The following is a 25,159-nucleotide window of genomic DNA, read 5'->3' as shown; positions in this document are numbered from 1 at the left end:
CTCAGACCTCCCGCCGGAAGAAGCGGAACTGGATGAAGCTCAGCGTCGCGATGATGATGGTGATGACGACGCCGATTGCTGCGGCACGGCCCAGCGCAAAGCGCTCGAAACCCTCCTCGTAGAGCAGCATGGTGAGCACGGTGGTGGAGCCGAACGGTCCGCCCTGCGTCATGATCAGAACTTCGCCGAAGATCTGAAACGCCTGGACGATCGAGAGGACGACGACGATCAACAGGATCGGCCTGAGCAGCGGCACGGTGATCAGCAGCAGATCCTGCAGCGCCGTGGAACCATCAAGTCGCGCCGCCTCGTAGAGCTCATCGGGAATGTTCTCGAGCCCGGCGAGGAGGATGATCACCATGAACCCCACATTGATCCACAGCGTCACGAGGCTGATGACGAACAGCGACCAGCCGGGGATCTGGAGGAGGTTCTGCCCGGGCAGCCCGAAGGCGGCGAGCACCTTGTCGATGGTGCCGATATTGGGCTCGAACAGCCAGTTGAAGGCGATGGCGGCCACCGCGACGTTGATCACGATGGGAAGGAAGAATGCGGTGCGGAAGATGCCGATGCCGGGGAGCTTGCGGTGCAGCATCACTGCCAGCACCAGCGAGATCACCGTGATCATCGGCACATACATCAAGGCAAAGCCGCTGGTGATCCAGAACGAACTCCAGAACCGCCTGTCGTTCCAAAGCGATGTGTAGTTATCGAGCCCGACAAAGGCGTTAGGCCCGAAGATCCCCCAGTCGAACAGGCTCATATAGAGCGCGCGCCCCACCGGATAGGCGACGAACACCGCGAACAGCGCGATGTAAGGGCCCGCCATCAGGTAGGGGAACAGGGTCGAACGGAGACGGACCATGCGCGGCTCTTCTTGGGTGCGGATATCAGGGGAAGCGATCGGCACATTGCCGATCGCCCCGGGAGGGCTCCCGCCAGGTGGGCGAGAACCGCGTTGGGTTATTTCTTCGCCAGTTCCTGGCGGATACCATCGACCATCATGGCGACGGCCTGGTCGATGTCGACCTGCCCGGCATAGAAGGCCTCGGCCGCCGTCTGCACCGCGCGATCGACCTGTGGCTGCACCGAGAGCGCCGGCGGGAAGTGCACATATTCGAGCGAAGTCGCGATGAGGCTCTGCTCGGGCAGCGCCTTGAACTCGGCGCTGTCGAGCGTGGTCACCTTGGCCGGCATCTTGCCCGTCTTGGCCCAGGCCAGCGAGTTGTCGCCGATCCATTTGACGAACACCAACGCATCCTTGCGGGCCTCGGGAGGCGTGCCGCGCGGGATGACGAAGTTATGTCCGAGCGCAAAGGTCGCCGGCTTGTCGCCGAAGGTGGGAAGCGGCGCCACACCGAACTCCAGCCCCTGGTCGGCGGCCGCTGTCTGGTACACCGGCAGGTCGGTGATCTGGGTCAGCGAGATGCCGATCTTGTTCTGGGCGAACTGAGCGGCGCTGTCGGAGATGATCTCCTTGGGCGAGACTCCGGCATCAAGGAAGGCCTTGAGCGTAGCGAGCGATTTCTTCGCCGTTTCGGCAAAGCCATCGGCCACGTCGGTCATATCGGCATTGTAGAGCTCGTCCTGGTACTGCCAGTAGAAGCTGTAAAAGTTGCGTACCGCGCCCGAGCCGTTGAGCTGGAAGAACAGCCCCTGCACGCCATTGCCGAGCGCCTGGATCTTGGTCGCCGCGTCGAGCAGTTCGGCGCCCGTCTTGGGCGGGTTGGCGGGGTCGAGACCCGCCTGGGTGAACAGCGCCTTGTTGTAGTAGATGTGGCGTGGGAAGGCATCGATCGGCACGCCATAGCGCTTGTCCGCAACGACGCCGGCGCTCCACAGCTGCGGTATATAGTCGGCTTGGGCGAGGCCGGCGGCGGCAATCTCCTCGGGCGTATAGGCCTCGAGCGCGCCCTGCTTCACAAAGCCCGCGATCTGGTGCGAGTGCATCACGGCGAGATCGGGCGCTGTGCGCGACGCCATCGAGACCGAGAGCTTGGTGTAATAGTCATCCCACGGGATGATCAGCAGGTTGACGTTGACGCCGGCCTCGGCCCCCGCGCCGGCATTGAATTCCTTGACCAGTGCATCGATCGCGGCGCCGTCCGGCCCGGTGAACGGACTCCAGAACTCGACCTCTCCGGCGAACGCCGCGAGCGGCATGAGCGATGCAGTCACCAGTGCCATGGCCGATACGGCCATTCGGTTCATAGCCTTCATGATCTTCTCCTCCTGATCGGGCTTCAGCCACAACCTTCTTGCATACGCTACTGATATATTAGTATCTAAGTCAACGGCTCTCGCATCTCGCGTCAGTGGGGTAGCGCGTGCTAAGGTTCAGCTCGTGGCATTCAAACGCCCGGAAATTAGCGGTTCTGCTGTATGGAATTGCCCAAGGAATCGGTTCGACCACGGCGGCGTGCGAGTCCCTCTCGCGTCGCTGGAGCCAGCTCTGCATCAGCTTGGCGACTAGTATATCAGAATCTCAGGGATGACATCGTGTCGCTGCGCCTGAAGCCCGGCGACCCGATCAGCGAGAAGGAAGTCGCGGCCCGCTACGGCGTCAGTCGAACCCCGGTCCGCGAGGCCATTCAGCGGCTGGCCGATGAACGCCTGGTCGAGATTTTTCCGCAGTCTGGTACCTTCGTCGCCCGCATCCCCTATGGCGACCTGCCCGAGGCAATGGTGATCCGCAAGGCGCTTGAAACCGCTTCGGTGCGGCTGGCGACGGAAAAGGCGACGCGGAGCCAGTTGCTGGCGCTGGCCACCATCGTCGAGCAGCAGCGCGAGGCGGCGGAAGCCAATGACCGCGGTGCCTTTCACCGTGCTGACGAGGCTTTCCACGCCAAGATCGCCGAGATCAGCGGCTTTCCAGGCATCTGGCGGCAGGTGCTGCAGGTCAAGGTGCAGGTCGATCGCTATCGGCGGCTGACCCTGTCGCAGGAAGGGCGCATGGCGCAGGTGATCGCCGACCACGAACGGATCCTCGCCGGCATCACCGCGGGCAACCCGCAGGACGCCGAGATCGGCATGGCGCTGCACCTCGATGCCGTGCTTCCCGACACGGTGGAAGGCAAACCGACCGACGGCACAACGGACTGAGTCTCGCAGAGGGCGCAGGCCCCGATGGCGAGGTCGCGTCGCTAGCCGGTCAGATCTCTCCAGCCCTTGTCGAGTTCGGCCGCGTACCGTCTCAGCAGATAGGCTTCGGTCAGCAACCCGACGACGTTGCGACTTCCGAGACTATCGAGCACCGCCAGCTCTTCGCTATTGGTCTTTTCGAACATGAGCGCGGCATCCGCCACGTTGAGACCCGGCAGCAGGAACCTGTCCTTGTACTTCAGCAGGCGTTCGATCGTCGGTGGCCCGGCGTCCCCCTCGGCAACGGGCAGTGGCCGATGCGCTTCGGCGACCAGCACGATGCCGGCATAGCGTCCGCGCTTGTCGACCGCGATGACCCGTTCGGTGGAGCCCAATGGATACTGGGTTCGAAAAGCCTCTATCGGGACGTCCTCGCTGATTGTTCTCACGTCAGCCCTCATCATGGTCGCTACCGTGAGGCTGCGGAGCCTTCCGACATCGTGCGGCGATCGTATGGTTTCGCCGCGTAGGTGCAGGCGCCAGGTCGAGAAGGAATAGCCGAAGGTTTCGCGGACCAGCATGGCCGACATGGCAACGGCGACAAGAACGGCGGCGGCGATTGCCAGGTCCCCGGTCGTTTCCAGCACCAGAAAGGTCATCGTCAATGGGCCGCCGACGACGCCCACTGCCAGTGACGCCATGCCAACCAGGCCAGCGATTGCCGGATCGATGCCGGGGGCAATGCCTGTGATGGCCAACAGTCCTGCACCAAGGCGCCCCAGCATGAGACCCAGAAGCAGTGAGGCGAAGAACAGACCGCCGCGAAATCCCGAGCCGAGCGAGAAGCTCGACGCCAGGATCTTCAGCACGAACAGCAGAGCGATCGCCGCGAGATCCGGAGATTGGGCAAATTGCAGCTGCAACGCGCCGTGGCCGGAAGAGAGAACCTGCGGGGTAATGAGCGCCAATGCTCCAACGGCAAGGCCGCCTATCATCGGACGGAGGGGGGGCGGGCACTTCACCATCGTGAAGCCTCGCTCAACCTGTGCGACGAGCAGCATGATTCCGACAGCCACCGCCCCTCCCACCAGCCCCAGAACAAGAAAGGCTGGAAGGTCCGACACCACGAGCGGGCCGATCGGGCCGACCTCGATCGGGGTTTGCAGCGCGCCAAGCCAGTGCGCGGTAAAGCTGGCCGCGAGGAAGGCCGCGACAACTGGCGCCAGCAGAGCTACCGAGTAGACGCCGATGATCAGCTCAAAAGCGTAGAACGCCCCGGTAAGCGGAGCATCGAAGGCTGCCGCGATGCCTCCAGCTGCGCCGCATCCCACCAGCATGCGAACTTCGTTGCGGCGCAGTCGAAGGAAACCGGCAGCCTTGGATCCGAGCGCCGAGGACATCTGCGTGTAGCCGGCCTCGAGGCCAACCGAAGCGCCAAACCCGCTGGAGATCAGAATCTGCACGGTCACAATCAGGCTCTCCCGAAAGGAAAGCTTGCCGCCATGGATGGCATTCGCCTCGATCGGATCGACCGGCGGCCGCGTACGAAACCGTCTGTACAGGACAATGCTCACCCCGATCAGGATGCCGCCTACTGCTGGCAACAGGGCGAGCAGCGGACTTGCTAGCGTGGCCTGGGCGCTCAGGCGCTGTTCCGCGGGCAAGCCGAACAGCGCCTGATGCAGGAAGTGGGCGACCAGGCTGATCAGCGCGACCACCAGACCGGCGGCAACCCCGATCCCAACCGAGGCAGCCAGCAAGACGACGCTCCGCCACCGGCCAGCCGTTAGGCGCCGCAAAGCCCCGCCGAGATTGACTGCTAAGTCGGTCACGTGCGCCCGCGTCTCAAGACGGACGCTTCTGGTGGTACTTCTGTCGACGAGTCAAGCGATGTTGCCCGCAATGCTCCACGAACGGGTTTTGATCGAGGTGTTACCGTGTCGGGTCTGGCAATCGCATATGCCCGCCAAAGCAGCAAAGACCTCACCGCGGCACAGGCGAAAGCAGCTCATTCCGCCGCGGGCTCGCCGCACACGACAACCCGGATGCCGCTTTCGTTCAGGCGTCGCGATGCTTCCGGGTTCTCGGGAAGTCGATCCGTTACGAAGCATGAGAAGGCAGAGAAAGGGGCAATTCGCACCGCTGCGGCAAGGTCCCACTTGGTCGCGTCGGCTGCGAGGATGCGGGTGCGGGAGTTTGCCAGGATGCCATTGCTGATCTGGGCGTCACCCTGGCTGAAATCGAGCGCCCCGGCCTGCGGGTTCAAACCACCTGCACCGACCACGGCATGCGTGGCGTGGAACTTCTCGAAATAGCGGATGGCGTCCAGCCCGACCACGTCCCGATCGTTGGGCCGCCAGACGCCGCCGGTGACGTGTAACTGGATTCCCGGCGCAGCACCCAGCACCATGGCGACTTCGACATTGTTGGTCACCACGGTCAGATCGGAATGCTCGCGCAATGCGACGGCCGTGAACTGGACGGTCGACCCGATACCGAGAAAGACGGTGGAGCCGTCGGGGATGAGTTCGGCGATTTTTGCGCCGATGCGCCGTTTCGCGGCACTTTGCAGCAGCGAGCGTGTGCGGACGGGGCTGTTCTGCGGCAGCACCGGGAGGTCGACGCCGCCATGCAGCCTTCGTGCGAGTCCCAATCCGCACAGCACATTGATGTCGCGCCGAATGCTTTGCGTCGTCAGCCCATATCGCCGCGCCAGTTCGTCGATCTGCTGCGCGCCGCCCGACGCGATCTGATCGAGGATGTCCTGTTGTCGTTGGGAGAGGTGAGTGCTGCTCATTTCAGTTCATGAGTTGCCCGCCATGGATCGCGCCGCGCCCCTCGCGCCAGGGCGACCGCGGAGCGCGTGTAGCTCGGCGCAGCGAGTCTGACGATTGGTGATTTAGTCCCATCGTGCTTCACCATGCTCAGTCAGTGCGGCGACCACTGGCACGGTTGAACGGATGCAGGTCCGCGATGCGGACATAGAGCGGAATAGTGGCGCCTTCGACGACCGCCGTGCGGGCAGGCACCGCAGCAACGATGAGTTGGCCGCTCGCCTCCAGCCGCAGATGCAGATGGCTCTCCCCACCGATCGGTTCGTAGAGTTCGATCGTCGCATTGAGCCGCACCGATGGCTCGCCGGGATCGGCGACCTGAATCGTATCGGGGCGAACGCCGCAAAGATCGGTGCCCGCTGGCAGCTTGAGGTCTTCGCCGCGGTCGAGCAGATAGTCGACCTCGATCAGGTTCATCGGCGGGGAGCCGATGAAGCCGGCGACAAACAGCGTCGCGGGCCGCTCGTAGAGTGCGATCGGGGCACCGACCTGCTCGATCCGTCCTGCATTCATCACCACCAGCCGATCGGCCAGGGTCATGGCCTCGAGCTGATCGTGGGTAACGTAGACGCTCGTCGTCTTGAGGCTGCGCTGCAGCCGCTTGATCTCGATCCGCATCTGGCCACGCAGCTTGGCATCGAGATTGGACAGCGGCTCGTCGAACAGAAACGCCTTGGGCTTGCGGACGATGGCGCGGCCCATGGCGACGCGCTGGCGCTGGCCGCCCGACAACTGTCGTGGTCGACGGTCGAGAAACGGCTCGATTTCGAGAATGCGGGCCGCCTCGACCACGCGTCGGTCGATCTCATCGCGCGGGGTGCCCCGGTTCTTGAGCCCGTATTCCAGGTTTCCCCGTACCGACATGTGGGGGTAGAGCGCATAGTTCTGGAACACCATGGCGATGTCGCGCTCTGCCGGTTCCTTCTTGTTGACGACCTGTCCGTCGATCGAGATCGTGCCTTCGGTGATCGTCTCGAGCCCGGCGATCATGCGCAGCAGGGTGGACTTGCCGCAACCCGAGGGACCCACGAGAACGACCAGTTCGCCATCCGGGATGGTGAGGTCCAGATTGTGGACGGCCGTCACATTGCCCGCGTAGACCTTTTTGACGGCTGAGATGTCGATACTTGCCATTGCGCTTACTTCTCGATTTCGACGAGGCCTTTGACGAACAGGCGCTGCATGAGGATGACGACGAGGACGGGTGGCAGCATGGCCAGCATCACGGCAGTCATGACGAGGTGCCATTGGGGTTCCGCATCCGCAGTGGCGGCAAGCCGTTTGATCCCCATCACGATGGTGTAGTAGCGGCTGTCGGTGGTCACCAGCAGCGGCCACAGGTACTGCACCCAGCCATAGATGAAGAGGATAACGAACAGCGCCGCGATGTTGGTGCGGCTGAGCGGCAACAGGATATCGCGGAAGAACTTCATCGGACCGGCGCCGTCGACACGGGCGGCTTCCATCAGTTCGTCGGGGACGGTGAGGAAGAACTGGCGGAACAGGAATGTCGCCGTTGCCGACGCGATCAGCGGGATGGTGAGACCGGCATAGGAGTTGAGCAATCCCAGATCGGCGACCACCTTGAAGGTGGGCATGATGCGCACTTCGACCGGCAGCATCAGGGTGATGAAGATGATCCAGAAGGCGAGCATCCGGAACGGGAACTTGAAGAAGACGATGGCGTAGGCCGACAGGATCGAGATGGCGATCTTGCCGGTGGCGATCACCAGGGCGATGATCAGCGAGTTCAGCAGCATGATCCACAGCGGCGGGGCGCCCGCCGTGGTCAGGCCCTCGGTCAGCATGAACTCGTAATTGGCGAACATGTCGGGGCCGGGCAGCAGTGGCACGAGCCCGCGCAGAAAGTCACCGCCGCCATGCGTCGAGGCGATGAAGGCGAGGTAGACCGGGAACACCACGATGACGACGCCGATGATCAGCACCAGATGGGTGAGGACGGCAAGGATGGGTCTGTTTTCGATCATTGCTGCCGCCCCTAGTACTGCACGCGCCGCTCGACGTAGCGGAACTGGACCGCCGTCAGCGCGATTACCACGATCATCAGGATGACCGATTGGGCCGAAGACGAGCCGATGTTCAGGCCGAGGAAGCCGTCGGAATAAACCTTGTAGACCAGGACGTTGGTGGCCTGCGCCGGGCCGCCCTGGGTGGTGGCGTCGATGATGCCGAAGGTGTCGAACATGGCGTAGTTGATGTTGATGATCAGCAGGAAGAACGTTGTCGGCGACAGCAGGGGGAGAACGATGGTCCAGAAGCGCTTGAACGGTCCGGCCCCGTCGATGGCCGCTGCTTCGATCAGCGATTGCGGGATCGACTGCAGGCCGGCGACAAAGAACAGGAAGTTGTAGGAGATCTGCTTCCAGCTTGCGGCCATGACAACCAGCAGCATGGCATCGACGCCATCCACACGGTGGTTCCAGTCAACTCCGAAGCCTCGCAGGATGTAGGGGGCGATGCCGATGGTGGGGTTGAACATGAACCACCACAGGACGCCGACCACGACCGGTGCGACGGCGTACGGCCAGACAAGCAGCGTGGTGTAGAGCCGGTTGGTCCGCAGCACTCGACTGACCGCAACCGCGAGCAGCAGCGACACCGACATGGCGAGGAGGGTGACGCTGGTGGCAAAGACTGCGGTCTTGCTGAGCGAACCGAGATAGTTGGGGTCGGCGAACAGCCGCCGATAGTTCTCGAACCAGACAAAGGTGGTCTTGAACCCGAACGGATCCTCTCGCTCGAACGATGACTTCACTGCCTGCAGCGCCGGCCAGATGAAGAACACTAGCGTCACCGCCAGTTGCGGGACCAAGAGCAGATACGGAAGAACCTTGTTTGGGAAAATCGTTCGTTTGGTCTGCATGCTCCCCCCTGGTTGGCGCAGCCCGAGCACGAGTTCGCTTTGCCTCACCCACGATTGGTGGGTGAGGCGAGATCGTTAGTTCCGATCGGCGCGGCTACTGGTTGGCAGCTTCGAAGTCCCGCAGAATCTGGTTACCGCGTTCAACCGCAGCGTCGAGAGCCTGCTGTGCGGTTTTGGAGCCGGAGAGCATCGCCTCGAACTCCTCATCCACCACGTTGCGCGCCTGCGTCAGGTTGCCGAAGCGGACACCCTTGGAATTGGCCGTGGGCGTCCCCCGAGTGATCTGCCCGATCGCGATGTCGGAGCCTGGATTCTTGGCGTAGTAGTCCTGGGACTTGCCGAGTTCGTAGGCAGCGTTGGTGATCGGAAGGTAGCCGGTGGCCTGATGCCATGCCGCCTGCACCTCAGGCTGGCTGAGGTAGGTGAAGAACTTCGCTACGCCTTTGTAGACGGCAGGGTCCTTGCCGTTGAGGGTCCAGAGCGTCGCGCCGCCGATGATCGAGTTCTTCGGATCGGTGGTCACGTCGTCGTAGTAGGGCAATGGACCGAAACCAACCTCGAAGTCCTTGGCGTTGTTGATGACACCGGCGCGCGAGGCCGAGGAGTTCATGTAGATCGCGCATTCCTGGGCGTAGAATTTCGGTGGTGCGTCGCCGCCGCCGACAGGGCCGCCATATTCGAACAGGCCTTCATCGGACCATTTCTTGAGGTTGCCCCAATGTTTGACCTGCACCGGGCCGTTGAAGCTGAACTCGGTGCCGAGGCCCCCGAAGCCGTTCTCCAACGTGCCAAAGGGCTGGTCATGGATGGCCGACAGGTTCTCGGTCTGAACCCACGTGATCCAGCCGCTGGTGAAGCCGCAGGGAGCGGCCCCTGATTCCATGATCTTTCGGCTCATCGTTTCGAGCTCCGCCCAGGTCTTGGGCGGCGTCTCGCGATCAAGGCCGGCTTTCTCGAACACGTCCTTGTTGTAGTACATGATCGGAGTCGAGGAGTTGAACGGCATCGACAGGATGTTGCCGTTGGTGTCCGAGTAATAGCCCACGACCGGCGCGAGGAAGCCCGCCGGATCCCAAGGCTCGCCGTTGTCTGCCATCAGCTGGTAGACGGGGTAGACGGCGCCTTGCGCCGCCATCATCGTGCCGGTGCCGACCTCGAATACCTGCACGATCGCGGGCTGCTCGTTGGCGCGGAACGCAGCGATGGCTGCCGTCAGGGTCTCCGGATAGGTGCCCTTGTAGGTTGGAACGACCTTGTACTCGCTCTGGCTGTTGTTGAACCCGTTCGCGATCTCCTCGAGCTTCTTGCCCAGTTCGGCATCCATCGCATGCCACCACGCGATTTCGGTCTGGGCACTGGACGCGGGGGCATAGGCAAAGGCGGCGAGAACGCCGGTCGACAGTAGCAACGCAAACTTGCGCATCAGATCGTTCCTCCGGTTTTCAGCGAGGCTCTTCCGTCCTCGTGCTCTATTCGTAGCGAGCGATGTTCATATGGGAAAGCCATCATATTCAAATGAACACAGGTGCGGCGCTCGGCCGGCAGTCCAGCCACGTTCGGCGTTCAAATGAAATCATCGAGCAACGCCGCGCAGCACGGGCGGTGCCGGCTGGTTCAGCGTAGCGCACACAGAGCTACGGTTTGCCCGGCGGCGTGGGCTCCTGCGCCGGGATGCATAGGGGCTGCCGCCGTTGCCAGCGCACCTTACTCCGCTGCCAGGGCCCGGATTTCGGCCAGCGCGGCCTCGTCCACCTCTATGCCCTTTGCAAGGCTTTCTCGCCGGGTGGCGTAGCGGCGGTCGCCCGGCAGGCGGGATTGGCCGGCGTCTTGGATTTCTGCGATCAGCACTTCGAGCCGGTCGGCAAAGCTGTTCACCGCGCCGCGTCGAGGGTCGATCAGGATGTAGGTCTGGCCGCCATGCGGGGTGGCGGCGCCCGGATAGGCGCTCCAGTCGATTTCGAACGAGTAGTCGCCGCCGGCCAAGGCCGCACCCATGATTTCCATCATCATGGCGATCGACGAGCCCTTGTGCCCGCCGAACGGCAGCAGCGCACCGCCATCGAGGATGGCGGCGGGGTCGGTGGTAGGCTGGCCCTCGCTGTCGACCCCGGTGCCCGGCGGCAATTGCCGGCCTTCCCGCCGGGCAATCTGCACATCGCCATTGGCCATGGCGCTCGAGGCCTGGTCGAACACCAGCGGATCGGCGCCGTCGCGCGGCGCCGCGAAGCCGAACGGGTTGGTGCCATAGACCTTGCGGTGCCCGCCATGCGGCACGACCGACGCCATCGAGTTGATCATCGCCAGCGCCAGGAACCCCTCGCGCGCGAATGGCTCGATATCCGGCCACACTGCACTGAAGTGGTGCGCCTTGCGCACGCTCAGTATCGCAATGCCATTGGCGCGCGCCTTGGCCATCAACGGCTGCCGTGCCAGTTCGAGCACCGGCAGCGAGAAGCCATTGCGGCCATCGGCCCTCAGCATGCCCGGCGCAACATCTTCGAGCACCGGCATCGCCTTGCCGTCTACCCAGCCCGTATCGAGCGAAGCGAGGTTCCCCTTGATGCGGAAGATGCCGTGGCTACGCGCGCCGTCGCGTTCGGCGCCGGCCATGTTCTCGGCAAGAATCGACGCCACCGCTTCGGAGCAGCCATGCCGGAGGAACACCCGACGCAGCAGGGCCACAAGCTCGTCGTGGGCGATGTGGGCGGTCACTTGCCGATCCGTGGCCAGGTGTCGGAGAGCCGATAGCCGCCTTGCCAGGGGTCGGACGGATCGAGCATTTCGGTGCGGGTGCCGGTGATCCAGGCGCGGCCGGAGATCGAGGGAATGATCGCCGGCCGGCCGCCGAGCATCGTGTCGGCCTCGATGCGGCCCAAAAACTCCGAGCCGATGATCGAGCGCGCCAGGTAGCGATCGCCGACCTGCATCTCGCCTTTGGCACGCAGCACCGCCATGCGGGCCGAAGCGCCGGTGCCGGTGGGCGAGCGGTCGATCTTGCCGGGCTGGATAGCGACCGCATTGGCGGCAGTCAGCAGGCCATCCCGCCGTTCCAGCGGCGCGGCGATCTGGCAGAACGAGAAATGCCGCCAGTCCGGGTTGGTCGGATGGGTGAAGCCGAGCTGCTCGTTGGCGGCGCGGGTGATGCGGATGCCGGTCTCGGCCAGCTCGCGGGCTTCATCCGGGGCGATCTTGAAGCCGAGCGCAGTGGCATCGGCGATGACGAAGCTGTCGCCGCCGTAAGCAGTGTCGACAGTAAGCGTCCCGACCCCTTCGACCTCAAGCTTCGCGCCGAGCTTGTCGGCAAAGCTCGGCACGTTCGTCACGGTGATCCGCTCGGCTTTGCCGTTCCGGCACTCAGCCACCACTTCGACGATACCGCCTGGGGCCTCCAGCACCAGTCGTGTCTCAGGTTCGGTCATCGGCACGATGCCGGTATCGAGCAGCACGGTCGATACGCAGATCGAGTTCGAGCCCGACATGGGCGGGGTGTCCTCTGGCTCCATGATGATGAAGCCCATCTGCGCCCGCGGATCTCTAGGCGGCACCAGCAGGTTGACGTGCCGGAACACCCCCCCACGCGGCTCGTTCAGCACCAGGTTGCGCAGCGTCTGGTCGCGCGCGATGAAGCGCGACTGCTCCCACAAGGTCTCGCCCGGCGGCGGCGCGACCCCGCCGACGATGACATCGCCGACCTCACCTTCGGCATGGCAGCCGACGATCTGAATGGCGCGGGTGGTTCTCATGTGAGCATCGAAGCTAGCAGTCGACTCCCTCCCCCTTGCGGGGAGGGATCAAGGGTGGGAGGCGCCACGAGCAGGAAGCGTGCGTCTCCCCCCACCCCAGCTCCACCAGGTCGCTTCGCTCTCGGCTGCGCTACCCTCCCCGCGAGGGGGAGGGAGTCCCGACTGCAAGTCAACTGATCACCTGCACAGCTTGCCCCAGCACGTCCCATTTCGGCTCGATCCCCAACCCCGGCGCATCGCTTGCGGTCATAAACCCGTTCTCGCGCCTGGGCGCCCCGTCGGCGATTGACACCGTGACGTAGGAGTTGAAGTCGGTCGCGGTGAAGCAGAATTTCTGCGGCGTCGAGCGGGCGAGGTGCGCGATGGTGGCGGTGACGATGTCGCCGCCCCAGGTGTCCTCGATGGTCATCGGGATACCCGAGGCAACGCAGAGGTCGCGCATCTGACGCGCCTTGGTGAGGCCGCCGACCTTGCTGATCTTGAGGTTGATGACGTCGAAGGCGTCTTCGGCGAGGCCTGTCACCAGGTCGCCGACCGTGCCGATATTCTCGTCGAGGACGAAGGGCAGGCTGGTGCGGCGGCGGATCGAGACGCTCTCCTCATAGCTCATGCAGGGCTGCTCGATATAGACATCGAGGTCGGCCACGGCGTTCACCACCCGCGCCGCGTCGGCCATGGTCCAGCCGGTATTGGCATCGGCAACGAGGATGTCGGTATCGGCGAGGATTTCGCGGCACGCCCGGATGCGCCGGATATCGTCATTGGGGTCGCCGCCGACCTTTAGCTGGAACTTGGTGTAGCCCTCGGCGCGATAGCCGGCGATCTTTTCTGCCATCACCGCCGAATCTTCCTGGCTGATTGCCCGGTAGAGCGCGATCTTTTCCTGCTCCGCGCCACCCAGCAGCTTATAGACCGGCAACCCCGCGACCTTGCCCAGAATGTCCCAGCAGGCGATATCGATCGGCGCCTTCACATAGGGGTGGCCGCGCAGCACCGCGTCCATGTGGTGGTTGAGCGGCCAGAGGTCGGTCGGGTCATGCCCGATCAGCTTGGGTCCGATCTCCTCGATACCGGCCCGCACCCCCTTGGCGTAGGACGGCAGATAGGCAGAGCCGAGCGGGCAGCATTCGGCATAGCCGGTGATCCCGGCATCGGTCTCGACCGCCACGACGGTCGAGTCGAACACCTCCATGAAGTTGCCGCCACTCCAGTTGTAGCGGCCCTCACGCAGCGGCAGATCGACCTGGTAGACTTTGATGGCGGTGATTTTCATTCAGAAGGCCCCCTCACCCGGATTGCTGCGCAATCCGACCTCTCCCCCAAGGGAGAGGTGTTGCTGTGGCTCGATCATGCCCGACCACCACCTCTCCCTTGGGGGAGAGGTCGGCGCGTAGCGCCGGGTGAGGGGGCCTTGCTTTCGGTCCATCCCTCACACCAGCGAAAAGCCGTGGGCGAAGGGGTCGCGGTCGTCGATATAGATGGTGTTGAGGCCGGTCTGGCGGGCCCAGCCGGCGATCGAGGGGACGATCCCCTCATAGTTGCCGACCTTCACGGCGCGCTCGACCCGGCCGTTGAACACCGAACCGATGATCGACTCGTGGTTGAACGCATCGCCGACCTTTAGCTTGCCGCGGCCATACCACTGCGCCATGCGCGCCGACGTGCCGGTGCCGCAAGGCGAGCGGTCGATCGCCTTGTCGCCGTAGAACACGGCGTTGCGCGCGGTGTTGGCGGCATTGGTCGGCTTGCCGGTCCACAGGATGTGCGTGCAGCCGCGAATATTGTCGTTCTCAGGATGCACGAACTCGTAGCGCTCGTTCATCGCCGTGCGCAGCGCCGGGCTCCAGCGCAGCAGGTCGCCCACCGACACGTCCGCGATGTCGGAGAAGTTCTCCTGGGCGTCGACGATGCAGTAGAAATTGCCGCCATAGGCCACGTCGACCTTGAGCTTACCCAGCCCCGGCGCCTCGATCTCGAGGTCGGTGGAGTGGAGGAAGCTCGCGACGTTAGTGAGCCGCACCTTGTCCACATACTCGCCATCCATGGTGTACTCGGCCACCACCTTGCCGGCTGGGACATCGAGATTCACCACCCCCGGCGTTTTCGGCGTCATCAGCCCGTTCTCGATCGCCATGGTGACGGTGCCGATGGTGCCGTGCCCGCACATGTAGAGACAGCCCGAGGTCTCGATGAACAGGATCGCAATGTCGCAATCCTCGCGCGTCGGCGGGTAGAGGATCGAGCCACTCATCACGTCGTGCCCGCGCGGCTCGAACATCAGCCCCTTACGGATCCAGTCGTGATTTTGGAGGAAATCGGCGCGCCGCTCCATCATCGAGTTGCCCTTGAGCAGCGGGCCGCCGCCGGCGACGAGGCGGACCGGGTTGCCGCAGGTGTGGCCGTCGATGCAGGTGAAGATATGCCGGGACATGGAAAGGCTCGTTCTAGAAGCGTTGCGGAGAAAAGGGCGCGAGGTCGAGAGACGGCGTGGCGCCGGTGATGAGTTCCGCCACCAGCTTGCCGGTGCCGGCCGATTGCGTCAGCCCCAGGTGCCCGTGCCCGAATGCATAGACGATGTGGCGCGAAGCGCGCGAAAAGCCGATCGTCGGCAGGCTGTCGGGCAGCGAGGGGCGGAAGCCCATCCACTGTTTGCCGCCGGTCGTCGTGAGACCAGGCATGAACATCGCGGCCTTCTTCAGCATGGCGTCGGCACGCTTGAAGTTGGGCGGCAGCGTCAAGCCACCCAGTTCCACCGCGCCACCGACCCGGATGCCCGTTGCGAGCGGCGTTACCACGAAGCCGTGGCCGCCGAACACCAGCTGCCGTTTGAGATCGAAACTGTAGCCGGGCAGCGTGGTGTTGTAGCCGCGTTCGGTTTCGAGCGGAACGTTGTCGCCGAGCGGCGCCGTCAGCCGCTTCGACCAGGCGCCACCCGCCACCACCACCTGCCGTGCCCGCAACGTCGTGCCGTCGCTGAAGGCGATGCTGACGCCGTCGCCATCCGGCCGCAGCCCTGCCACCTCGGCGCGGCGGAAGCCGGCGCCCCGTGCCACGGCCGCCTTGCCGACCGCGACGGCGTAATCATAGGGGTCGCTGACTGTCTGCCACTTGGGAATGAAGGTGGCGCAGGTGATGCGCGGAGAGAGGCCGGGTTGCAACTCGGCGAGCTCGGCGCCGCGCACATGGCGGAACTCGATCCCCTCCGCGGCCTTGGCTGCGTCGTCTCGCGCCGTCCGGGTGAGCTCGGCTTCGCTCTCATAGAGCTCGAGCACACCGTCGCGGCGGATCATGCCATCGAGCCCGGCGGCGGCGATCAGCGCTTCGGCTTCGGCGCGCGCCACTCGCATCATGGCGCTCTGCGCCTTGAGGCTTGCCGCCACCCGATCGGGCCAGCCGGCCCGCCAGAACCGCATCAGCCAGGGCGTAATCTGCGGCAGGTATTCGGGCCGGATGGTCAGCGGCCCCAGCGGGTCGCTCAGCCATTTGGGCAGCTTCTGCAACACGCCCGAGGTCGCCATCGGGATCACGTCCGAAAAAGCGAAGGCCCCGGCATTGCCGCGGCTGGTCTCCTCGGCAACTCCCTTGCGGTCGATCAGCAGGGCGGTCCGGCCCGCCTCCTGCAGCTTGAAGGCGGTGCAAACGCCGATGATGCCGGCGCCGACAATGGCGACGTCGATGCTGGTCGTCTCGGTCAAGTCAGACGGCCTCTTGCGGGTGCTTGGATGGTCAGGATGCCGGTCACGCCGTGCGAGCTTGTGGTCACTACATTGTCCTTTGGAAGTTCAGCTGCCGAGATAAGCCTGGACGATCGAGGGATCGGCGCGGAGCTTTTCCGCTTCGCCTTCGAGCCGGATCACCCCGCTTTCGAGCACGTAGCCGTAATGGGCGAGCCGCAGCGCCAGCCGCGCATTCTGTTCGACCAGGAGGATCGTCGTGCCTTCCTGGTTGAGCCGTTTGACGATCTTCATCGTTTCGAGCACCAGCTTGGGCGCGAGGCCCATCGAGGGCTCGTCGAGCAACAGAATCTTAGGCCCGTGCATCAGCGCCCGCCCGATGGCCAGCATTTGCTGCTCGCCACCCGACAACAGCGAGCCGTCCGAGTTGGCGCGCGTCCTGAGGATCGGGAACTGGTCGAACACCTGTTCGAGCCGGTCTTTCCTCAGCGTCGGGTCCTTCACGGTGAAAGCGCCGAGCTCAAGGTTCTCCCGCACGCTGAGGCCACGCAGCACGTGTCGGCCCTCCGGCACGTGCACGACGCCGGCCCGGGCGATCTGGTGCGCCGCCATCGCCGTGATGTCGTTGCCCTCGAACAACACCCGGCCGGCCTTGGCGCGGACGAGCCCCGAAATAGTCTTCAATGTCGTGGTCTTGCCGGCGCCGTTGGCGCCCAAGAGCGTCACGATCTGCCCGCGCTTCACCTCGAGATTGATGCCCTTGACCGCATCGATCTTGCCATAGGCACTGGCAATGCCTTCGAGCTGGAGGATCACTTCAGAGGTCAAGAGCGTCCTCCTCGACACCGAGATAGGCCTCGATCACCCGCTGGTTGGACTGGATCTCCTTGGGGGTCCCCTCGGCGATCATCACCCCATGGTCGAGCACGCTGATCCGCTCCGAGAGCCGCATCACCAGCCCGGTATCATGCTCGATCAGCAGCACGCAGATATCCCGCTCGTTGCGGATGCGGCGAATGAGGTCGATCAGGTCCTCCTTCTCGCCGGAGGTCAGCCCCGCGGCGGGCTCGTCGAGCAGCAGCAGGCGCGGCTTGGTCGCCAAGGCCCGCGCAATCTCGACGCGGCGCTGCCAGCCATAGGGCAGGGTGGTCGCCTCCCGATCCCAGCCTTCGGTGATGCCGACAAAGCTCAGGCAATCCTCGGCGACTTGCCGGATCTCGGCTTCTTCGCGCCGTTGCCCCGGCAGCCGCAGGATTGCATCGATCACCCCGGAACTGGTTCGGCAATGCATTCCCGACATGACGTTTTCGAGCACCGTCATTTCGCGGAACAGCCTGACGTTCTGGAAGGTGCGGGCGATACCGAGCTGCGTCACCTGATGCGGCTTCAGCTTCAGCATCTCAGTGCCGTCGAAGCGGATCGAGCCCTGCTGCGGCTTGTAGAAACCGGTGATGGAGTTGAACAGCGAGGTCTTGCCCGCGCCGTTCGGCCCGATCAGGCTGACGATCCTGCCCGCCGGAACGTCGAAATCGACGCTGTCGAGCACTCGCGAACCGGCAAAGCTCAGGCTGACACCCTTGAGTTGGAGCAGGCTCATCGTTGTTTGCTCCTCGCCGGCCAGATGCCGCTCGGCCGGAACAGCATGATCAGCAGCAGCCCCACCGCAAAGATCAGCAGCCTGAGATCGCCGAAGTCGCGCAGCAGTTCGGGTGCGAGGATCACGATGAAGGCGCCGAGAATGACGCCGGGGATCTTGCCCATGCCACCCAGGATCACCGCCATCAGGATCAGCACCGACTGGCGGAACGAGAAACTCTCGGGCGAGATCGCCCCCAGATTGGCGGCAAAGAACGCTCCGCCGATCGAACCGTAGATGGCGCCGACGACATAGGCGGCGAGCTTCACCTTCACCCGGTTGATGCCCATCGCCTCGGCCGCGTCTTCGTCGTGCCGGACATAGAGCCAGGCGCGCCCCAGCCGCGAATTGGCGAGCCGCACCGAGGCGATGACGCCGAGGATCGCGAGAACGCAGAACACGTAATAGAAGTCGAGCGGCGTCCGGATGTGCCAGCCGAACAGCCACGGCGAGTCGATACCGATCAAGCCGCTGGCGCCGCCCGTTTCACGCAGGTTCCGTGCCGTGATGCGAACGATCTCGCCGAACCCCAGCGTGACGATGGCGAGATAGTCGGAGCGGAGCCGGAGCGTCGGCGCGCCGATCACGATACCGGCGACGATCGCGAGAAGGATCGCCAGCGGCAGCGCCAGCCAGAAGTTGAGCCCGAAATGCAGCGTGGTGATGCCGACCGTATAGGCACCGACGGCGAAGAATGCCGCAAAGCCGAGGTCGAGCAGGCCGGCATAGCCGACGACGATGTTGAGCCCCAGCGCCAGCAGCACATAGAGCAGCGCGTTGGTGAGGATCACCGTGCCGTATGGCCCGAAGACGTATGGTGCGACAGCCATGGCGCCGAGGATCACGGCGATCGCTGCGTATCGCTTCTGCGGCGTATCGAGCAGGGTCGCCAAGCCGCCCCAGGCACTCGGTCGTTCCGGGAGATCGGCCATCACATGCGCTCCTGTTCAGGCTTGCCCAAGAGGCCCGTCGGTTTGAGCACCAGAACGAGGATGAGGACGGAGAACGAGAACACGTCCTTCCACTCGCTGCCCACCCCGGGCAGTTGCGTGCCGAAACTCTCGAGCAGCCCGAGGATCAGGCCGCCCAGCATGGCGCCGGGGATCGAGCCGATGCCGCCGATTACTGCAGCAGTGAAGGCCTTGAGCCCGATCAGGAAGCCCATGAAGTACCAGAGCGAGCCGTAATAGGCGCCGGCCATCGAGCCGGCTGCGGCAGCGAGCGCCGAACCGAGAAAGAAGGTGATGGCGATCACGGCGTTGACGTTGATGCCCATCAGCCGGGCCATGTCCTTGTCGACCGACACCGCCCGCATGGCGCGGCCATACTGGGTGCGCGACACGAAGAGCTCGAGCCCCAGCATCAGCACTCCGGCGACACCGACGAGGATCATCTGGTTGTAGCTGATGAAGAGGTTCCCCAGCCGCACGCCGCCGAAGCCGAGCGCCGCACCGAACGGCACATACTGGCCCTTGGTCAGCGTCAGCATGCCGTTCTGCAGCACCAGCGACACGGCGAGGGCAGTAATCAGGATGGAAAGCCGCGGTGCCGACAGCATCGGCGCATAGGCCACGCGCTCTATGACCACGCCGAGGAAGCCGACCGCGATCATCGCCAGCACCATCGATACCGCGACGCCGAGCCAGCCGGGCCCCAGATAAGGCGCGAGGAACGACAGCACCAGGAAGCCGGCAAAGCCGCCCACCATGTAGAGCTCGCCATGCGCGAAGTTCAGGAGCTTCACCACGCCGAACACCATGGTGTAGCCGAGCGCGACCAGCGCATAGAACGAACCCAGCACGATGCCGTTCAGCAACTGGTTCGTGAAGATGTCGAAGATGCTCACCCGCCACCTCGCCCTTCAGTCAATCTCGCAGGGGGCGGATCGGCACCGGGGCGCCGATCCGCGTTCCGGGGTGATTACTGCGCCAGCGTCCAGGCGCCGCCCTTGCCTTCGAGCACCACGAAGTTGGAGCGCGCGAGGGTCTTTTCCGGCGTGAACGAGATCGGGCCCGAAATGGTGTCGGTGAAGTTGGCGCCCTGCAGCGTCTCGATCACCTTGGCGGAGTCGGTGCTGCCGGCGGTGGTGAGGGCCCAGGCGAGCAGCTTCATCGCGTCGTAGCTGAGCGTCGAGTAGGGGCCCGGCGCCGCGCCGAACTGCTTCTGATAGGCCTCGGCGAACGCCTTGGCTTCCGGCAGGAACTCGGCGGTCGGGTTGGAGAAGGCGATGACGCCCTCGGCCGCCGGGCCGGCGATCTTGAACAGTTCCGGCGAGTTGGACCCGTCGCCCACCGCGATCAGCCCCTGGTAGCCACGCTCGCGCAACTGCCGGATCAACAGGCCGCCATCGGCGTAGTAGGCGGTCCAGAACACTGCGTCGGGATTGGCCGCCGTAATGGCAGTGACCACGGCGGAGTAATCCTGTTCGCCCTTGTTGGTGACTTCGAAGTTGGTGACGGTGTTGCCGGCGGCTTCCCAGTTCTTCTTGGTGAGATCGGCGAGGTCCTGCGAATAGGCATCGCCCTGGTTGATGATGGCGATCTTCTTGATGCCCTTGGCGTTGAAGTACTCGATCGCCTTGGCCACCTGGTCATTGCCGGTCGAGTTGATCATGAAGGCGTTGCCCGGGTTCTCCGGGATCAGCTTGGTCGAGTTGGCCGCCGGAATGATCAGCGGGATCTTGGCATCGCCGTAGATCTTGAGCGTCGGCACCGTGGCGCCCGAGCAGTAGCCGCCCACCACGCCGACGACGCCGGAGGCCGCCAGCTTGCTCGCCGCATTGACCGCCAGCTGCGCGTCGCACCCGTCGTCGCCGATGGTCGAGGTCAGCTGCTTGCCCAGCACGCCGCCCGCCGCGTTGATCTCGCCAATCGCGAGGTTCACGGCATTGGCCATGTCCTGGCCGTAGGTGGCTTCCGATCCGGTCGTGGGGACCATGATGCCGATAGTCAGCGTATCCTGTGCCATTGCCGGCACACCGAGTACGATGGCGAGTGCGAGGCCCGCTGCGGTTTTCATGACATTACGCATGTCGTTCCGTCTCCCTTGTCCTCAGATGCATCCTTGCATGCACCTTGTCGGCACAATGCAGCCGCGTTAACATTTCGTCAATCGGGGGCGAACAGGAGCCGGATATGAGTGGATCCTCGCGCGAAACGGCGCAGTTTGCGCCACGCGTCAAAGGTTCGGGCGTCCAGAAGGTCTATGAGCAGCTCAAGGCCTCGATCCTCGATCTGTCGCTGGAACCGGGCGCACCGCTCGACGAGGTCTCGCTCGCCGAAACCTTCGGCATGTCCCGCACCCCGATCCGCGAAGCATTGGTGCGGCTTGGTGCCGAAGGGCTGGTGAGCCAGCTGCCCAACCGCAACACCATCGTCGCGCCGATCGATTTCGGCGCCTTGCCCGTCTATTTCGAAGCGCTCACCCTGATGTACCGAGTGACCACCCGGCTCGCCGCCGGCAGCCGCACCCGGGCGCATCTCGATACGATGCGCCTCCATCAGGCGGCCTATGCACGGGCGGTGCGGGAGAACGATGTGCTGGGCATGATCGGCCACAATCGCGATTTCCACGCCACCATCGCCGAAGCTGGCGGCAACCCCTACTTCATCGGGCTGTTCACCCGCCTGCTCGACGAGGGCCGCCGCATCCTGAGGCTCTACTACTACAAGAGCTTCAACGACCACCTGCCGCGCAAATATGTCGACGAGCACGATGCGATCGTCGCCGCCATCGAGGCCGCGGATGCTGAACTCTGCGATCGGCTGGCGGCTGAGCATGCCGGCCAGATCGTCGCCCAGATCCAGCGCTATATCGCGGTGGACCGGACCCGCGAGCTGTCGCTCGCCTGACGGGTATGGGGTGAGCCGGCCCGCGGAACCGTACCGGCGGCGATGGCCCCGCGCTCATGCGGATCGATTGCGCCCGAGTGGAGTCGCAACTCGGCGCGCGCGGTTGCTAACCTGCTTGCCGATGCCAGGGATCACCCTCTTGAGGGACAAGCCCATAGCAATGCTCCCGAGGTCGTCATGCCCGAGCGCGAGCGCTTATTGCGCGGCTAGCCGGTTCATCGACCTGTGCGGCTGGTGCGCGAATCCTGGTCCAGCCGCAGCGGATAGCGCGTGGGGTGATGGGTGGAGAGCGTCAGGTTGAGCGGGCGTTCGTCGACGTCGAACGCCATCTGCTCGACCCCCAGCACCGCCGCCGGGGGCGGCAGTTCCAGCAGGCGGCTTTCCTCCGCATCGGCCAGCCGGGCCGAGAGGATGGTATGGCCGCGCTGCGGCACCAGCCCGTAGCGGCCGGCAAGTTCGGCATAGAGCGAACTGTTCGGAACGGTCCAGTCGAGCTCGAGAATGTCAGGCACGATCGCCGCCGGCATCCAGTCATGCGCAATCGCCACCGGCTGATCATCGATCAGGCGTAGCCGGCGCAGCGAGATCACCTGGTCACCTGGCCTGAGTTGCAGGGCGCGCGCCACCTCTTCCGGGGCGCCGACCTCTTCCGCCGTCAGCAGCCGGCTGCCCGGCCGGCGGCCATGCGCCACCGCGGTGGCGGTGAAGCTGCGCAACAGTTCCAGCTCGTAAACCCCCTTGGGCCGCCCGGTCGGGTAGAACCCCTTGCCCGGGTGGCTGCGCAGGTGCCCCTCCAGCACCAGTTCGGTCATCGCCTGGCGGATGGTGATGCGGCTCACCCCGTAGAGTTCCACCAGTTCCCGTTCCGAGGCGAGCTTGGCGCGCGGCGGGATGGTGCCGTCGTCGAGCGCGCGCAGCAGGCGTTCCTTCACCTGCTTGTAGAGCGGTAGGGGATCGTCGCGCGTGACGCCGTTGGCCATGGCTTTGGGGTAACCGAACTGATTGCGCTTTGGAAGCGGGCGCCGCGCCCGCCGATCAAACTTAGTCGTACGATTCCATCTTGCCTACCTATTATGACTGGATATGATCAGTTGCAGGAACGGGGGACGTTCAGGGTGAAACTGGTCGTTGTCGGAGGGGGAGGGCTGCGTGCCCCGTTGTTCGTCGACTCGGCGCTGCGCCGGGCCGAGCGGACCGGCCTCACCGAAATCTGCCTGATGGATGTCGATGCCGCGCAGCTCACGCTGATCGGCGCGCTTGCCACCGAGCTCGCCCGCCGCGCCAGCGGCGCTGTGACCATCTCCACCACCACCGATGCCGAAACCGCCTTTGCCGGCGCCAGCTATGTGGTGACCACGGTTCGCCCCGGCGGCATCGATGGCCGCATCGCCGACGAGCGTATCGCGTTGTCGCATGGCGTGCTCGGGCAGGAGACCACCGGGGCCGCCGGCTTCGCCATGGCGTTGCGCTCGATCCCCACCATCCTCGCCTATGCCGAGACGCTCCGTCGCATCAGTCCCGAGGCCTGGCTGTTCAACTTCACCAACCCGGCCGGGCTCGTCACCCAGGCGCTGCGCGATGCCGGCTACAGTCGCACCGTCGGCATCTGCGATAGCGCCAACGGGGCGCAGACTGCTGTCGCAAAGTGGCTGCGGCTGCCCGAGCGTGCGGTACGCGCCGAGGTATTCGGGCTCAACCACCTCTCCTTCACCCGACGGGCCGAGGTGGCCGGGCGCGATGTACTGCCCGATGCGCTGGCCGATGATCGCTTCCTCGCCGGCACGGTGCAGCGGGTCTTCGCCCCCCACGTGGTGCGCCGGCACGGCGTGTGGCTCAACGAGTACCTCTATTATTACTACTATGCCGACGAGGCCGTGGCGGCGGGAGCCGCCGGCCCGACCCGCGGCGAAGAGATCCGCGCGCTCAACCAGCGGCTGTTGCCACGCTTGCGCCAAGCCGAGTTGCTAGCCGACCCGGGGCAGGCGCTCGATGTCTATTTCGCCTACGAGCGCGAGCGCAGTGCAACCTACATGCAGCATACCCACGACGACGCCGAGCCGGTCGCGGCTGTGGCGGATACCCATGACGGCGAAGGCTATGCCGGCGTGGCGCTTGATCTGATCGAGGCGCTGCAGGGCGGCACGCCGATTCGCACCGGTTTGAATGTCCCGAACGAAGGCGCCATCGCCGGGCTGCGCGACAGCGATGTGGTCGAGGTCAGCTGTGTCGTCGATCACCACGGCATTCGCCCGCAGCCGATCGGCGCCATGCCCGACGCGCAGGGCTATCTCGTCAACTCGGTGAAGCACTACGAGCGGCTAACGGTCCAGGCAGTGGCCGAACGGAGCCGCGCCCTCGCCGTCGAGGCGCTGGTCGCCCACCCGCTGGTGCTGTCCTATTCGCGGGCCGAGCCGCTGGTCGAGCAGTTCCTCGCCGCGCACAGGGCTCATGTCGGGGAGTGGTTGTGATGCGCTCCGCGGATGTGCTGGTCACCGGCGAATACTATTGCGACCTGATCTTTGCCGGGCTTTCCGGCCCGCCGACGCTGGGCGCCGAACAGGTAGCGCGCGACTTCGCCGTCGTACCGGGCGGCACGTACAACATTGCACTGGCACTCACCCGGCTGGGGCTCGACGCCCACTGGGCCGTCGATTTCGGCTCCGACCTGTTCAGCGGCCTCGTGCTCGAACAGGCGGCGCGCGACGGTTTGAGCCCATTGTTGTTCAACCGCCTCGACAAACCGTTGCGTCGTGTCACCTCGGTGTTCTCCACCGGCGGCGATCGCGGTTTCCTCACCTATGGCGATGGCGCCATCGTGCCGCCGCCGGCTGATACGCTCGAGCGGGTCCAGCCGACCTGGCTGCTGCAGACCTTCCGCTTCGAGCCCGAGTGGCTGGCCCTCATGCGCGCCGCCAAGGCGGGCGGCGCCAAGCTCTTCGCCGATTGCCGCGGCGGCGATTTCACCCTGGAAACCCCGGGTGTCCGCGAGTTCCTCGGCCTGCTCGACGTGTTTTCGCCCAACGAGGACGAAGCGGTCGCGCTCACCGGCATGCAGCACCCCAAGAAAGCTGCGGCGCAACTGGCCGAACTGGTGCCGATCGTTGCCGTCAAGCGCGGGGCAGGGGGCGCCCTGGTCAGCGACCAGGGTCGTTGGATCAAGGTCACAGCGCCCGAGGTGGCGGTCAAGGACACCACCGGGGCGGGCGACACCTTCAATGGCGGCTTTCTTTACGGGCTCTGCTCGGGTCGCTGCACCGAAGAGGCGGCCGAACTCGCGGTGCTCACCGCCTCGCTCTCGGTCACCGACTACGGCACCCTGGCGGCGCCAACGCCGGGCGCGCTCAAAAAGTTCGCCGCCGAGCACGGCAGGGAAAAGCTGTTTCTGGAAACGGCCTCGTAGGGTCGGCGCAATGATAGTAGTGATTGTCTATAGGATTTGTAGAGAATAAACACAGA

General features: G+C 64.6%; 23 protein-coding genes. 4 read left to right on the top strand and 19 right to left on the bottom strand.

Going from position 1 to position 25,159, the window contains the following annotated elements:
• Position 1: 1 nt before the first annotated feature.
• Together VGV07_RS17295 and VGV07_RS17290 are read right to left on the bottom strand one after the other, a co-directional pair.
• Positions 2 to 865 (bottom strand): sugar ABC transporter permease, encoded by an 864-nt coding sequence (locus VGV07_RS17295; protein ID WP_326869971.1) that lies wholly within the window; start codon positions 863 to 865, stop codon positions 2 to 4.
• A gap of 98 nt (positions 866 to 963) precedes the next feature.
• Positions 964 to 2,220, bottom strand: a complete 1,257-nt coding sequence (locus VGV07_RS17290) for an extracellular solute-binding protein (protein ID WP_326869970.1) — start codon at positions 2,218 to 2,220, stop codon at positions 964 to 966.
• Positions 2,221 to 2,382: 162 nt separating this feature from the next.
• Between VGV07_RS17290 and VGV07_RS17285 the strand changes: the two genes are divergently transcribed.
• Positions 2,383 to 3,102: a GntR family transcriptional regulator gene (locus VGV07_RS17285; protein WP_326869969.1), complete on the top strand. Its 720-nt coding sequence runs from the start codon at positions 2,383 to 2,385 to the stop codon at positions 3,100 to 3,102.
• 41 nt (positions 3,103 to 3,143) lie between these two features.
• Here the strand turns inward: VGV07_RS17285 and VGV07_RS17280 are convergent, their stop codons facing one another.
• The 16 genes from VGV07_RS17280 to VGV07_RS17205 form a co-directional block, all read right to left on the bottom strand.
• Positions 3,144 to 4,841 carry a chloride channel protein gene (locus VGV07_RS17280; protein ID WP_326869968.1) on the bottom strand — a complete coding sequence of 566 codons (1,698 nt, stop codon included), beginning with the start codon at positions 4,839 to 4,841 and terminating at the stop codon, positions 3,144 to 3,146.
• Between the two features lie 248 nt (positions 4,842 to 5,089).
• Positions 5,090 to 5,878, bottom strand: a complete 789-nt coding sequence (locus VGV07_RS17275; protein ID WP_326869967.1) for a DeoR/GlpR family DNA-binding transcription regulator — start codon at positions 5,876 to 5,878, stop codon at positions 5,090 to 5,092.
• Between the two features lie 127 nt (positions 5,879 to 6,005).
• Entirely contained in the window at positions 6,006 to 7,049 is a 1,044-nt protein-coding gene (locus VGV07_RS17270) for a sn-glycerol-3-phosphate import ATP-binding protein UgpC (protein ID WP_326869966.1), read from the bottom strand.
• A gap of 5 nt (positions 7,050 to 7,054) precedes the next feature.
• Complete coding sequence (gene ugpE, locus VGV07_RS17265; protein WP_326869965.1) at positions 7,055 to 7,903, bottom strand: sn-glycerol-3-phosphate ABC transporter permease UgpE; 849 nt, start codon at positions 7,901 to 7,903, stop codon at positions 7,055 to 7,057.
• A gap of 11 nt (positions 7,904 to 7,914) precedes the next feature.
• Positions 7,915 to 8,799, bottom strand: coding sequence for a sn-glycerol-3-phosphate ABC transporter permease UgpA (ugpA, locus tag VGV07_RS17260; RefSeq protein ID WP_326869964.1), 885 nt, complete (start codon positions 8,797 to 8,799; stop codon positions 7,915 to 7,917).
• A gap of 94 nt (positions 8,800 to 8,893) precedes the next feature.
• The gene (gene ugpB, locus VGV07_RS17255) at positions 8,894 to 10,222 is read right to left on the bottom strand and encodes a sn-glycerol-3-phosphate ABC transporter substrate-binding protein UgpB (RefSeq protein ID WP_326869963.1); all 1,329 of its coding nucleotides are present in this window, start codon (positions 10,220 to 10,222) and stop codon (positions 8,894 to 8,896) included.
• A 281-nt stretch (positions 10,223 to 10,503) separates the two neighbouring features.
• On the bottom strand, positions 10,504 to 11,511 hold the full coding sequence (locus VGV07_RS17250; RefSeq protein ID WP_326869962.1) for an Ldh family oxidoreductase: 1,008 nt from the start codon (positions 11,509 to 11,511) through the stop codon (positions 10,504 to 10,506).
• Entirely contained in the window at positions 11,508 to 12,542 is a 1,035-nt protein-coding gene (locus tag VGV07_RS17245) for a trans-3-hydroxy-L-proline dehydratase (RefSeq protein WP_326869961.1), read from the bottom strand. The genes VGV07_RS17250 and VGV07_RS17245 overlap by 4 nt, the downstream gene beginning before the upstream one ends.
• A gap of 169 nt (positions 12,543 to 12,711) precedes the next feature.
• On the bottom strand, positions 12,712 to 13,815 hold the full coding sequence (locus VGV07_RS17240; RefSeq protein WP_326869960.1) for a cis-3-hydroxy-L-proline dehydratase: 1,104 nt from the start codon (positions 13,813 to 13,815) through the stop codon (positions 12,712 to 12,714).
• A 156-nt stretch (positions 13,816 to 13,971) separates the two neighbouring features.
• A complete protein-coding gene (locus VGV07_RS17235; RefSeq protein WP_326869959.1) occupies positions 13,972 to 14,973 on the bottom strand; it encodes a 4-hydroxyproline epimerase in 1,002 nt (333 codons plus the stop codon).
• A gap of 13 nt (positions 14,974 to 14,986) precedes the next feature.
• Positions 14,987 to 16,237, bottom strand: coding sequence for an FAD-binding oxidoreductase (locus VGV07_RS17230; protein ID WP_326869958.1), 1,251 nt, complete (start codon positions 16,235 to 16,237; stop codon positions 14,987 to 14,989).
• Positions 16,238 to 16,324: 87 nt separating this feature from the next.
• Entirely contained in the window at positions 16,325 to 17,029 is a 705-nt protein-coding gene (locus VGV07_RS17225) for an ABC transporter ATP-binding protein (RefSeq protein ID WP_326870044.1), read from the bottom strand.
• Between the two features lie 4 nt (positions 17,030 to 17,033).
• Positions 17,034 to 17,813, bottom strand: a complete 780-nt coding sequence (locus VGV07_RS17220) for an ABC transporter ATP-binding protein (protein WP_326869957.1) — start codon at positions 17,811 to 17,813, stop codon at positions 17,034 to 17,036.
• The gene (locus VGV07_RS17215; RefSeq protein WP_326869956.1) at positions 17,810 to 18,784 is read right to left on the bottom strand and encodes a branched-chain amino acid ABC transporter permease; all 975 of its coding nucleotides are present in this window, start codon (positions 18,782 to 18,784) and stop codon (positions 17,810 to 17,812) included. The genes VGV07_RS17220 and VGV07_RS17215 overlap by 4 nt, the downstream gene beginning before the upstream one ends.
• Positions 18,784 to 19,698 carry a branched-chain amino acid ABC transporter permease gene (locus tag VGV07_RS17210; protein ID WP_326869955.1) on the bottom strand — a complete coding sequence of 305 codons (915 nt, stop codon included), beginning with the start codon at positions 19,696 to 19,698 and terminating at the stop codon, positions 18,784 to 18,786. Before VGV07_RS17210 ends, VGV07_RS17215 begins: the two co-directional genes overlap by 1 nt.
• 74 nt (positions 19,699 to 19,772) lie before the next feature.
• Positions 19,773 to 20,882 carry a branched-chain amino acid ABC transporter substrate-binding protein gene (locus VGV07_RS17205; RefSeq protein ID WP_326869954.1) on the bottom strand — a complete coding sequence of 370 codons (1,110 nt, stop codon included), beginning with the start codon at positions 20,880 to 20,882 and terminating at the stop codon, positions 19,773 to 19,775.
• A 104-nt stretch (positions 20,883 to 20,986) separates the two neighbouring features.
• Between VGV07_RS17205 and VGV07_RS17200 the strand changes: the two genes are divergently transcribed.
• Positions 20,987 to 21,703, top strand: coding sequence for a GntR family transcriptional regulator (locus tag VGV07_RS17200; RefSeq protein WP_326869953.1), 717 nt, complete (start codon positions 20,987 to 20,989; stop codon positions 21,701 to 21,703).
• A gap of 215 nt (positions 21,704 to 21,918) precedes the next feature.
• Here the strand turns inward: VGV07_RS17200 and VGV07_RS17195 are convergent, their stop codons facing one another.
• Positions 21,919 to 22,683, bottom strand: coding sequence for a GntR family transcriptional regulator (locus tag VGV07_RS17195; protein ID WP_326869952.1), 765 nt, complete (start codon positions 22,681 to 22,683; stop codon positions 21,919 to 21,921).
• 135 nt (positions 22,684 to 22,818) lie between these two features.
• On the opposite strand from VGV07_RS17195, the gene VGV07_RS17190 reads away from it, so the two are divergent.
• Complete coding sequence (locus tag VGV07_RS17190) at positions 22,819 to 24,171, top strand: 6-phospho-beta-glucosidase (RefSeq protein WP_326869951.1); 1,353 nt, start codon at positions 22,819 to 22,821, stop codon at positions 24,169 to 24,171.
• Positions 24,171 to 25,103 carry a carbohydrate kinase family protein gene (locus VGV07_RS17185; protein WP_326869950.1) on the top strand — a complete coding sequence of 311 codons (933 nt, stop codon included), beginning with the start codon at positions 24,171 to 24,173 and terminating at the stop codon, positions 25,101 to 25,103. The genes VGV07_RS17190 and VGV07_RS17185 overlap by 1 nt, the downstream gene beginning before the upstream one ends.
• The last annotated feature ends 56 nt before the right edge of the window (positions 25,104 to 25,159 follow it).

Origin of the sequence: Devosia sp., from assembly GCF_035944845.1 — a bacterium.
In the GTDB taxonomy this organism is placed as follows: Bacteria; Pseudomonadota; Alphaproteobacteria; order Rhizobiales; family Devosiaceae; genus Devosia_A.
The sequence above is the reverse complement of the archived record's forward strand: the minus strand, read 5'-3'. Positions and strand labels throughout refer to the sequence as shown.

Coding starts and splice junctions, on each gene's coding strand:
- VGV07_RS17235 (WP_326869959.1), bottom strand. CDS start 14,973: ATGTCCCGGCATATCTTCACCTGCATCGACGGCCACACCTGCGGCAAC.
- VGV07_RS17285 (WP_326869969.1), top strand. CDS start 2,383: ATGGAATTGCCCAAGGAATCGGTTCGACCACGGCGGCGTGCGAGTCCC.
- VGV07_RS17220 (WP_326869957.1), bottom strand. CDS start 17,813: ATGAGCCTGCTCCAACTCAAGGGTGTCAGCCTGAGCTTTGCCGGTTCG.
- VGV07_RS17215 (WP_326869956.1), bottom strand. CDS start 18,784: ATGGCCGATCTCCCGGAACGACCGAGTGCCTGGGGCGGCTTGGCGACC.
- VGV07_RS17195 (WP_326869952.1), bottom strand. CDS start 22,683: ATGGCCAACGGCGTCACGCGCGACGATCCCCTACCGCTCTACAAGCAG.
- ugpB (WP_326869963.1), bottom strand. CDS start 10,222: ATGCGCAAGTTTGCGTTGCTACTGTCGACCGGCGTTCTCGCCGCCTTT.
- VGV07_RS17290 (WP_326869970.1), bottom strand. CDS start 2,220: ATGAAGGCTATGAACCGAATGGCCGTATCGGCCATGGCACTGGTGACT.
- ugpE (WP_326869965.1), bottom strand. CDS start 7,903: ATGATCGAAAACAGACCCATCCTTGCCGTCCTCACCCATCTGGTGCTG.
- VGV07_RS17295 (WP_326869971.1), bottom strand. CDS start 865: ATGGTCCGTCTCCGTTCGACCCTGTTCCCCTACCTGATGGCGGGCCCT.
- VGV07_RS17205 (WP_326869954.1), bottom strand. CDS start 20,882: ATGCGTAATGTCATGAAAACCGCAGCGGGCCTCGCACTCGCCATCGTA.
- VGV07_RS17200 (WP_326869953.1), top strand. CDS start 20,987: ATGAGTGGATCCTCGCGCGAAACGGCGCAGTTTGCGCCACGCGTCAAA.
- VGV07_RS17275 (WP_326869967.1), bottom strand. CDS start 5,878: ATGAGCAGCACTCACCTCTCCCAACGACAACAGGACATCCTCGATCAG.
- VGV07_RS17245 (WP_326869961.1), bottom strand. CDS start 12,542: ATGAGAACCACCCGCGCCATTCAGATCGTCGGCTGCCATGCCGAAGGT.
- ugpA (WP_326869964.1), bottom strand. CDS start 8,799: ATGCAGACCAAACGAACGATTTTCCCAAACAAGGTTCTTCCGTATCTG.
- VGV07_RS17240 (WP_326869960.1), bottom strand. CDS start 13,815: ATGAAAATCACCGCCATCAAAGTCTACCAGGTCGATCTGCCGCTGCGT.
- VGV07_RS17185 (WP_326869950.1), top strand. CDS start 24,171: ATGCGCTCCGCGGATGTGCTGGTCACCGGCGAATACTATTGCGACCTG.
- VGV07_RS17270 (WP_326869966.1), bottom strand. CDS start 7,049: ATGGCAAGTATCGACATCTCAGCCGTCAAAAAGGTCTACGCGGGCAAT.